The sequence below is a fragment of the Paraburkholderia sp. genome, from assembly GCF_034668105.1.
Taxonomy (GTDB): domain Bacteria; phylum Pseudomonadota; class Gammaproteobacteria; order Burkholderiales; family Burkholderiaceae; genus Paraburkholderia.
The window spans coordinates 1-9,237 of sequence record NZ_JAXDPY010000042.1; the positions used below are offsets into that span (position 1 = coordinate 1).

The 9,237-nt window shown below is 60.2% G+C and carries 8 protein-coding genes; 2 read left to right on the forward strand and 6 right to left on the reverse strand.

Annotated features, from left to right (window positions below; genetic code table 11):
• On the reverse strand, positions 1-765 hold a 765-nt coding region (locus QOC89_RS02190; protein ID WP_323043518.1), incomplete at its 3' end, for an efflux RND transporter periplasmic adaptor subunit.
• A 498-nt stretch (positions 766-1,263) separates the two neighbouring features.
• Complete coding sequence (locus QOC89_RS02195; RefSeq protein ID WP_323043524.1) at positions 1,264-2,085, reverse strand: LysR substrate-binding domain-containing protein; 822 nt, start codon at positions 2,083-2,085, stop codon at positions 1,264-1,266.
• Between the two features lie 125 nt (positions 2,086-2,210).
• Between QOC89_RS02195 and QOC89_RS02200 the strand changes: the two genes are divergently transcribed.
• A complete protein-coding gene (locus tag QOC89_RS02200) occupies positions 2,211-3,062 on the forward strand; it encodes an alpha/beta hydrolase (RefSeq protein ID WP_323043519.1) in 852 nt (283 codons plus the stop codon).
• Between the two features lie 415 nt (positions 3,063-3,477).
• Here the strand turns inward: QOC89_RS02200 and QOC89_RS02205 are convergent, their stop codons facing one another.
• Together QOC89_RS02205 and QOC89_RS02210 are read right to left on the reverse strand one after the other, a co-directional pair.
• Positions 3,478-3,804 carry a hypothetical protein gene (locus QOC89_RS02205; RefSeq protein ID WP_323043520.1) on the reverse strand — a complete coding sequence of 109 codons (327 nt, stop codon included), beginning with the start codon at positions 3,802-3,804 and terminating at the stop codon, positions 3,478-3,480.
• Between the two features lie 155 nt (positions 3,805-3,959).
• Positions 3,960-5,300, reverse strand: coding sequence for an MFS transporter (locus tag QOC89_RS02210; protein WP_323043521.1), 1,341 nt, complete (start codon positions 5,298-5,300; stop codon positions 3,960-3,962).
• 571 nt (positions 5,301-5,871) lie between these two features.
• On the opposite strand from QOC89_RS02210, the gene QOC89_RS02215 reads away from it, so the two are divergent.
• Complete coding sequence (locus QOC89_RS02215; RefSeq protein ID WP_323043522.1) at positions 5,872-6,789, forward strand: LysR family transcriptional regulator; 918 nt, start codon at positions 5,872-5,874, stop codon at positions 6,787-6,789.
• A 202-nt stretch (positions 6,790-6,991) separates the two neighbouring features.
• Here the strand turns inward: QOC89_RS02215 and QOC89_RS02220 are convergent, their stop codons facing one another.
• Together QOC89_RS02220 and QOC89_RS02225 are read right to left on the reverse strand one after the other, a co-directional pair.
• A complete protein-coding gene (locus QOC89_RS02220; protein ID WP_323043523.1) occupies positions 6,992-8,713 on the reverse strand; it encodes a methyl-accepting chemotaxis protein in 1,722 nt (573 codons plus the stop codon).
• Between the two features lie 382 nt (positions 8,714-9,095).
• The gene (locus tag QOC89_RS02225; RefSeq protein ID WP_323043525.1) at positions 9,096-9,233 is read right to left on the reverse strand and encodes an N-acetylmuramidase domain-containing protein; all 138 of its coding nucleotides are present in this window, start codon (positions 9,231-9,233) and stop codon (positions 9,096-9,098) included.
• Between the last annotated feature and the right edge of the window lie 4 nt (positions 9,234-9,237).

The following is a 9,237-nucleotide window of genomic DNA, read 5'->3' on the forward strand; positions in this document are numbered from 1 at the left end:
CGAGTTGTCGCTGCTGTAGGCGGTGACCGGCAGGCTCGCGCCGCCGTGCATGCGCTGCAGCACACTCGCGAGCGAGTCTTGCGGCACCGTGAATTGCACGGTGGTGGGTTTCATGGTGGTGATGACCACGATACCCGGCGATGACGAAGCGGTAACGTAGTTGCCTGGATCGACGAGGCGCAGGCCGACGCGCCCGGAAACCGGTGCTGTGATGCGGCAATAAGCGAGGTCAAGATCGAACTGCGCAATGTTCGCCAGGTCGACTTTCACCGCAGCCTCGTCCTGCTGCACGAGGAATTGCTGATCCGCGAAGGTCTGCTGCGCGATCGACTTGTGTTCGTTCAACTGCGTATAGCGGACCAGATCGGCGCGCGCCTGAGCAAGCGTCGCGCGGTCTTTGGCGAGTGTCGCCTGCGCCTGCTGCTTGCTGATCTGATACTGGCGCGGATCGATCTGCGCGAGGAACTGGCCTTTCTGCACCTCCTGGCCTTCGTGATAACCGACGGCGGTGAGGTAGCCGCTTAACTGCGGCAGCACGGTAACCGTGGCGATCGGCGTGACGGTGCCGAGTTCGCTCAACGTGACCGGCATCGAGCCAAGTGTCGCGCTTGCGACGGTCACGACAATGGGCGCGACCTCGCGTGAGGGCTTCTTGCGCGTCAACAGATGGACAGCGACAACCGCGATCAGCGCCAGCACGATAATCGCAAAGATAATGAGCCCGCGCCGGGAACGCTTTGGTGGGTTGGACACGGCTTCGCTCATAGGTGGTCTCTCCAGAAACGGATGCTGCCGTTGATGATCGGGCGCAGCGTGATGCTCAGTTGGTTTTTTGGGAACATGCCACGGTTCTCGTGCGTTGTCACAAATCAACGGCCTTTAGATGGTGTTAGCTAATTGCAAGCCGGGCGGATTGTTCAAACCGCATAGCTCGCGACAGGCGCAAGCACATTGAAAGCGCGGCGACAGGGTCCGAATCGATGAACGCGTTTCGTAACAGCCGGTAACGTTTTATGAAGCGAGCACGGCGAAATAGTCGATGCGGCGCGTTGTCGGCAGCCGCGCGGCTACCGCGGAGGCGTGGGTGACAGATCGTAGGTTGCTCATGTTTGGCGAGGTGGAAGCGCATAGACAGCGATTGGACAAGGCATGGCAACAATGTACCCGGGCCGCGCAAGGCTTGAGTTACCGGGCTGAAACATCTTGGCGCGCGAAAGATCTCGCTGACCGTGACTTCTTTATTTCAGCCAGCGTCACCCGCCGCTACCGCCGCAACTCCGCCAGAATCTTCTCCGCCAGAAAATCGCAAGGCGGCCGCTTCGAGGCCGTGCTTCGTGCAAGCACCATTTCGAGCGCGGTAATTTCGGGCAAGCCGTGCGCGCGTCCAAGGAGCGTGAAGTGCGCCGGCACCGCGCACCGCGCGAGCGGCACAATCGCCAGGCCCGCTTCGGCCATTGACAGGAGGCCCAGCAGACTCGGACTTTCATACGAGGTCCGATAAGGAATCTTCGCGCGCTCGAGGCTGCGAATCGCATTTTCCCGCGCCACGCTGCCCGGCAGGAACACGGCGATCGGCAGCGGCCGCTCACGCCAGATTTCGTTGGCGCTCGGCGCCGCGGCCCATTCCATCGGTTCAAGCCGGATGAACTCGCCTGACAAGCCCTTGACCCGCGTCGCGCACACGAGGTCGACGGAGCCATCTTTCACCATGGGCGCGAGAGCAACGCTCGGCAAACCGACGACCTGAATCTCCACCTTCGGATAGCTCGCGGAAAACTTCTTCAGAATCGGCGGCAGCAACGACGACGCGTAATCGTCCGGCACGCCGATACTCACGCGCCCCGTCACGTCCGGCCTGACCACCGCCGCCCAGGCTTCGTCGCGCAATGCGAGCATGCGGCGAGCGTAGGTCAGCAGCACTTCGCCGTCCTGCGTCGGCACCACGCTTCTAGGCTTGCGGACGAACAGCGGCTTGCCCAGCGCGGTTTCGAGCGTCTTGATCTGCATGCTCACCGCCGATTGCGAACGATGCACGACTTCCGCCGCCCGGCTGATGTTGCCGGTGTCGGCGACGGCGACGATCATCGTCATGACATCCAGGTCGAGTGCTTTCAATGGGCTGGTATCAGAAAAATAGATAGATTCGATCAATATTACGCGATTTTCTAAGTTGGCGGCATCGGGCATAGTGATCACCAAGGAGCTACTCAATGAACGCCCGTACCGACCCCTCAGTGCTTGCCCTGCAGGAATTGTCCTTCGCGACGATCGCCTCGGGCATCTGCGTGCCGTATCTCGAGCGCGGCGAGGGAGAACCGTTGATCTTCGTGCACGGCTCGCTTTGCGACTATCGCTACTGGGATGCGCAGACCGCGGCGCTGTCGCAGCATTTCCGCTGCATCTCGGTGAGCTTGAGCCACTACTGGCCGGCCAGCGAGGCTTGCATTCAAGGGGAATTCGGCTGGCAGACGCACGTTGCCGAACTGGCCGAGTTCATCGAGGCGATCGACCTTGGGCCCGTGCATCTGGTCGGGCATTCGCGTGGCGGCTGTGTGGCGTTTCATGTTGCGCGTGAAAATCCACGGCTCGTGAAGAGCCTGACGCTCGCGGACCCGGGCGGTCCGTTACAGCTCGAAGGGATGCCGGACGCGTCGCTGCCGGGCACGACCAATGTGCTGCGCGCGCGGGTCGCCGAACTCATCGAGGGCCAGCAGATCGACGCGGGACTCGAATTGTTCGTCGACTCGGTCAGCGTGCCGGGCTCATGGCGCAAGAGTCCGCTTGCGTTCCGCACCATGGCGATCGACAACGCGGGCACGCTGCCCAAGCAACTGCGCGATCCGTTGCCCGCCTATTCCCGTGAAACGGCACGCGACGTGAAATGCAGGACGTTGCTGATCGAGGGGCAGCGCAGCCCGCGGATGTTCCGCAACAACGTCGAAAAGCTCGCGGAATGGATCGACTATGCGGAAAGGCAAACTATCGCCGGTGCGTCGCATGGGATGAATGTGTCGAATGCCGGGGCGTTTAATCGGCTTGTGCACGCGTTCGCGAGTTTCTGAGCGGCGCTTTCTTCGGCGCGCTGCATCGTCTCTTCTTTTTGCAAGGCCATCGGGTTGGGCCGCGGCCAGCGGCCATTGAAACGGCAGGCAATGCTTCGGCTAGCAAACTGTCTGTGAGCACATCACGCGTGCGGCTTCTGTGCGGGTTCGGGGCCTATGCCGCTCGCGTTTTCAGCGGACTCGACAAGCCACACCAGCTCCTCCATGTTCAACTGTGCCATGTGCTTCGAGCTCAGGTGTGAATTGCCTTTCAATACCGTAACGGAAAAGGTTCGAGATAAAAAAGACCGCTGTCCGTGAGAGCAGCGGCCTTTCATACAACGGATCACGCACGAGGCTTACGCCCCATGCGATCAATGCGCTTATTCGCTTTGCGTTGCGCTTATTCGCGGCGGGTTGTCATCTTTACCAACCGTTATTGACCTGCCGCCGGCGACACTACACTCGGCCTTGCGAGCGTGTTGTTGCTCTTAGGCGCGCTGTTGCCAGAGGTCGAGTTTCCGTTCGTGCTACTCGGCAATCCCGAGTTCGGCGCGCCGGCGGCCATGCCGCTGTCCGAGTTGGTGGAGCTCGGCGCGCCGTAGCCGCCCGCATCGTTCGCCCGGTTAACCTGGTTCGCCGGGCTAGCTGTGCTGCCTGCCGAACCACTGCCGCTTGAGCCTGCGGCCGCCTGTGCATAAGCACCACCCGACAGTGTAAGTGCGGCGAGAGCCGCGATTAATGTGCTGGTTGCCTTGCTCATGATCTGCCCCTCCTCGATCGGACTGGAATAAAGACACAAACGTCACCGTCTGCTTGATCACAAACGGAGCAATCACCGTGCCGCGCACACCGTCAACGCCTCTCCGCACGAAGCTTGAACAGAGCATCGCCATAAGCAATTCCTGGTCGGAGACGCTAGTCAAGAAACTCCTGATCTTTGGTTTCTGGCAAGAACCACGGCAGAAACAGACCTATCGCGTACACAGAACCGAAAGCGAGCGCGGTATGAGCGATACCACCGAACGACTTGATCATCGTGCCCGCAAAAATCGGAAAGCACCACGCGACCATGCGTGCCGAATTGAAAATGAAACTGACTGCCGTGGATCGTACCGATGATCGGAACAACTCAGCCGGATAGATGGCCAACCAGGCAAAGGCGCAGCCGAGCGTGAAGAATCCGTTCAGCGGCGCAAAAATCTGCATACTGCCCACCGACGACACATAACCATAGACGATGATGGTGGTGACGAGCGAGCCCAGGAACGTCCAGAACAGAAACCACCGTCGTCCAAGTGCATCGGCCAGAAAGCCCGAGAGAATGTAGGCGACGATGGCACCTATCGTGTACAGGATGGAAACGCGCGACTCCCATTGCCCGTGCCCCGCGAGGCCTTGCGCCGCGGCAATGGCCCGCGTGTATGCCGGAAGCCAGCTGGAAACCGCCCACCATCCGGCGATCGTCACAATGGACAGGATGGATGTCAGCACGATCCGCCGCACAGACTCGCCTTCGCTGAACACCTGCTTCAGCGTGAAGGGGCGTTTCCCGCCGCGGGGCCCCGACGAGGCGTCCGTCGCGCCCCATTGACCGGTGCGTACGGCCTCGATCCATTTCTCCGATTCATCGACCCCTCTACGAATGTAAAGCACGAAGAATGCAGGCAACGCACCGACGATGAACATCAGTCTCCAGTTGTCCGGACCCAGGGGATCGAACACATTGAGGGCGTACCAGATAACCGCGGCGATCAAGGTGCCCCAGCCAAACCCGGATTGGAGAAATCCCGCGCCTTTGGACCGCGCCTCTTTTGGCCATGTCTCGGCGACGAGCGCGATGCCGGTGCTCCACTCGCTGCCCATCGCCAAACCTGTCACGAATCGCAGCAGGCAGAGTTGCCAGATCGTGTGCGAAAAAGCGGTCAACCCGGTCAGCAGCGCGTAGAACAATACCGACCACATCATCATGCGCTTACGTCCCACGTAGTCGGCAAGAATCCCGCCGACCAGTCCACCAATACCCCAACCTAGCAGCGTTATGCCGATAACCACGCCACTGAAGAACGGCGTCGACGCCGCTTGCTCGGGGGTGAGAACGGAATGAAGCAGCGGCCCGAGCACGATCACGAGGGCTAACGCCTCGTAACCGTCGAAAATCCATCCAAGGAAAGCGCCCGCCAGGGTTTTCCAATGTGTTGAAGTCAGATTCGCGTACCAGCTTGGCGAAGGGATGACGTTTTGCTGCTCGATCTGCACTGATTGTCTCCGGTAATGCTCTGATTTCACTTTCCTGGTCTCGCGTCAAGCCAACCACGGCTCAGCGGCGAAGTGGGACTTTTCGAACACTTTGATTCGCTCGCTATGGTCTGCGGTCCGTCAGTTTCGAAAAGCGCAGAGCGTATTCGCTGCAATTCTGCTGTAGCGCCGCGAATTGCCGCGTGGCCGCTTCGTTGTGCATGCCCGCAAGGCGATTGGTTGTGGGAATATTATGGTCGGCGGTCGCCAATATCGATGAAGCGCGCCACGGCTGGCGCGAGGCACCGCGTAAGCTATCGAATTCCTGGGACTCGTCACCTCGTTCAGCAGGGGCCGGTCGACATACAGCAAGAAATAATCGTCATCCAGTTGCGAAACGACGTGTCGCTGCCAACTCTTTTCCAGCAGGGTTTGGGAGTCAACCATGGTTATCCAACATCGAAAGCGCGGGAAATGCCTGGCGGTGAGGATAGCAGGCCACGGGTGGGACTGAATTGACCGTTCGCGACACGTGCCGTCGCGGTCCGGCAAAGCTCTTCGACCCAAGTTTATGTGAAGGATTTGTTTGACCATGCGTTTCGATATTGAGACTTTGCGGCTCTTTATTTTTGTGATTGAAGGAGGAAGCATTTCCGCCGCTTCCGACCGGGGGAATGTTGTAGTGTCCGCTGTCAGCCGCCGCATTTCGGAGCTGGAGCGGGCCGCCGGGACGCCGTTGCTGCATCGACGCAGCCGCGGCGTCGAGCCGACGCCTGCGGGCCTCGCGCTATATCGGCGAGCGAAGATCGTGATGGACCATTTGCAGGAAATCGAAAATGAAATGGGCCAGCATAGAGACGGAGTGCGAGGGTTGGTGCGGCTGTCCGTCAACCTGACGGCAATGGCGCATTATTTGCCGAAGGAACTCAAGTCGTTTGTCGATCGTTTTCCCGGTGTTCAGATCGGACTTGTCGAGCATCTCAGCGACCAGGTATCGCAAGACGTACTCAGCGGGGATGCGGATATAGGCATATGTGCGGCATCCTACGTCGATGAACGCCTGTCGGAACGGCCGTTCCGCACGGATCGACTCGTGTTGATCACGCCAGCGGACCACCCCTTGGGTCGACGTAAAATGGTGAAATTCGCAGAGACCCTTGATTACGAGCACGTCGGCATGCAAGACGGCGCCTCGATTCTGGCCCTTGCTACCCAGGCGGCCAAAGCGCTGGGGTGCCCCATGCGGCTCGCCATTCAGGTCACAAACTTCGAGGCGATTCGCAATATGGTGATTGCCGGACTGGGAATTGCCATCATCCCGGAAATCGCACTTGCAGAACGTGACCATGCTGACTACGTGACAGTGAGACTCGACGAACCGTGGGCCGGGCGGCAGCTCAAGCTGTTATTCAAACCCACCGCGCCTTTGCCGATAGCGGCGATGCACCTTCTCGACCACCTCTGTACGAAAGGCGGCGCACCGGAGACGGGCTCGGATCTAATGGAATAGACGCCCCCATCCGATACGGCATCGATGCGCCAAAGCGGAGGGGAGCGCCCATCACGAAGATTCAACGCCTATAGCAGTCAGCGCGAGCGGACTGGTCAGTTCAACGCCTTTTGGTGCAGCGGACGTGAATTTTGCGCCGTGCCTGAGATCGTTCCGGTACGCTTGCCGAGCCCGTTCGCCGCAGTGCTCATTGCAGACGCGCTCAGAAGGTCTGCCAGTCCGCCACACCGGTATCGGTCGCGACCACCGTGTTCCTGTCTGCAACAACCGGCGCCGTCTTTGGCTTTCTCAAGGTTGCGTGCGAGGCCCGGCGAACTGTCGGGGCTGGCCGACGCGGTTCATTGTGCTCGACAACCATTCGTGACGCGTCGGTCCCTGTTTCGGCGATCCTGAAGACGGCCACCGCGTCACGCAGTGCCTGCGCCTGTTCGGCCATCGCATGGGCGGCCGCCGACGCTTCTTCGACCAGTGCCGCGTTCTGCTGGGTCACCCGGTCCATCTGGCTGACGGCCTGGTTGACCTGCTCGATGCCGGTGCGCTGTTCTGCCGATGCCGACGAGATTTCGCCGATGATATCGGTCACGCGGCGTACCGACACGACGACTTCGTTGATCGTGCTGCCCGCTTCCCCGACAAGCTTCGAGCCGGCCTGCACCCGATCCACCGATTCACCGATCAGCGCCTTGATTTCCCTGGCCGCGCTCGCACTGCGCTGGGCGAGCGTACGGACCTCACCCGCCACCACCGCAAAGCCGCGCCCCTGCTCACCGGCGCGCGCGGCCTCGACCGCTGCATTCAGCGCGAGAATGTTGGTCTGGAAAGCAATACCTTCGATCACGGTGATGATTTCCCCCACCTTCGATGAACTGTCGGCGATCCCGTGCATCGTGTCGACCACGCGTCCGACCACCTCACCGCCGCGCTGCGCGATGCCCGAAGCCGTGGTGGCGAGCGTGGTCGCCTGCTGCGCGTTGTCCGCGTTGTGACGCACCGTCGCGGTCAGCTCTTCCATGCTCGACGCGGTCTCCTCGAGCGACGCGGCCTGTTCTTCGGTGCGTTGCGACAGATCGGTGTTGCCCGCGGCAACCTGATGCGTGGCAGACGCGATCGAACTGGCGGAAGCCTTGATTGTGTCGAGCGTGCGCGTGAGCCGTTCCTGCATGCGCTTCATGGAGAACAGCAGGCTCGATCGATCATCGGGCGCGATCTCGACCGTCGCTGTCAAATCAAAGTCGGCGATGCGATTGGCGATTTCGGCGGCGTACGCCGGCTCGCCGCCCAGCGCCCGAATGATGCCGCGATTGAGCAGCACGACCACTGTGGACAACGCGCAGGCCAGCACGATCAGCAACCCGAGGCTCTTATAGACCGCCGACCGGAACGCCGCATCGATATCGTCGACATAGAGCGATGTCATGATCACCCAGTTCCACGGCTTGTAGCTCACGCTGTACGCAATTTTCGGAACGGCTTCGGTCAATCCGGGGCGTGGAAAGGCGTAGGCGGAGAACCCGTTGCCGCCGGCCTTGACCGCGTCGACCATGGCTTGGAAAACGTACACGCCGTCGGGATCGCGGTATTGACTGACGTCCTTGCCGGTCAGCTCAGGATGGAACGGACTCATTACCACGACGACATGCGAGTCGACGATGACGAAATAGCCATCGTCGCCAAACCGGAGGTTGCGCAGCGCATCCACCGCACGCGACTTCGCTTCAGCGTCGGTCAGGGTGCCGGCGCTTGCCTGATCGCCGAAGGTCTTGACAACGCCAAGTGCAATTTGCGCTGCATGCTGCATGTCCGCTTTACGATCGTTCAGTTGCGTTTCTTTTGTTTGATATGAACTGTAAATCGCCAGGCCGGCAAGGCAGAGCAGGCTCAGAATGAGCGGCAGCCATAGCTTATGGGCAAGGGAAAGCTTCATTTGCGGATGATCGGAAAGAGGAAAGTGTGAGCGGACGGGACAGGCTTCGACCGTCTGAACATGGGGGTGTACAGCGCGCTGTACGACGCAAATCAATGTCGTCGCAGAGGTGTTCAACGCGCTTCGACATCTTGAGCAGTGAGCAGGCCAATGCGCCGGATCAATGAGACCCTATCGCGCCCTCACAGCTAGTTGCCACATCGCGTTTATCGGCGTGAGCCAGGAATTGTTTAGGCGTATTTCCCTAGGTGAATACCCTGGTCATACGGATTTGGGTGTCCCATCGCACCTTTAACCATGACTGCAACTGCGGCCTTCGTAGCCCTCACTGTGGCGGGAGATATGAACGTTCGCATCCAGGGCTGTCCCAACCTTGGACGAATTATGGCGGCAGCCGCGCGCCATGGCGGCGGTTACTGATCGAAGCAAACGCGTTGGCCAGCTTCGAGTCATAGTTGTTCACGGCGTAGGTGGGTCCGTTGTAACCCTTGGCGAAGGCGGCCCAATGATGGGTCCGAATTTGG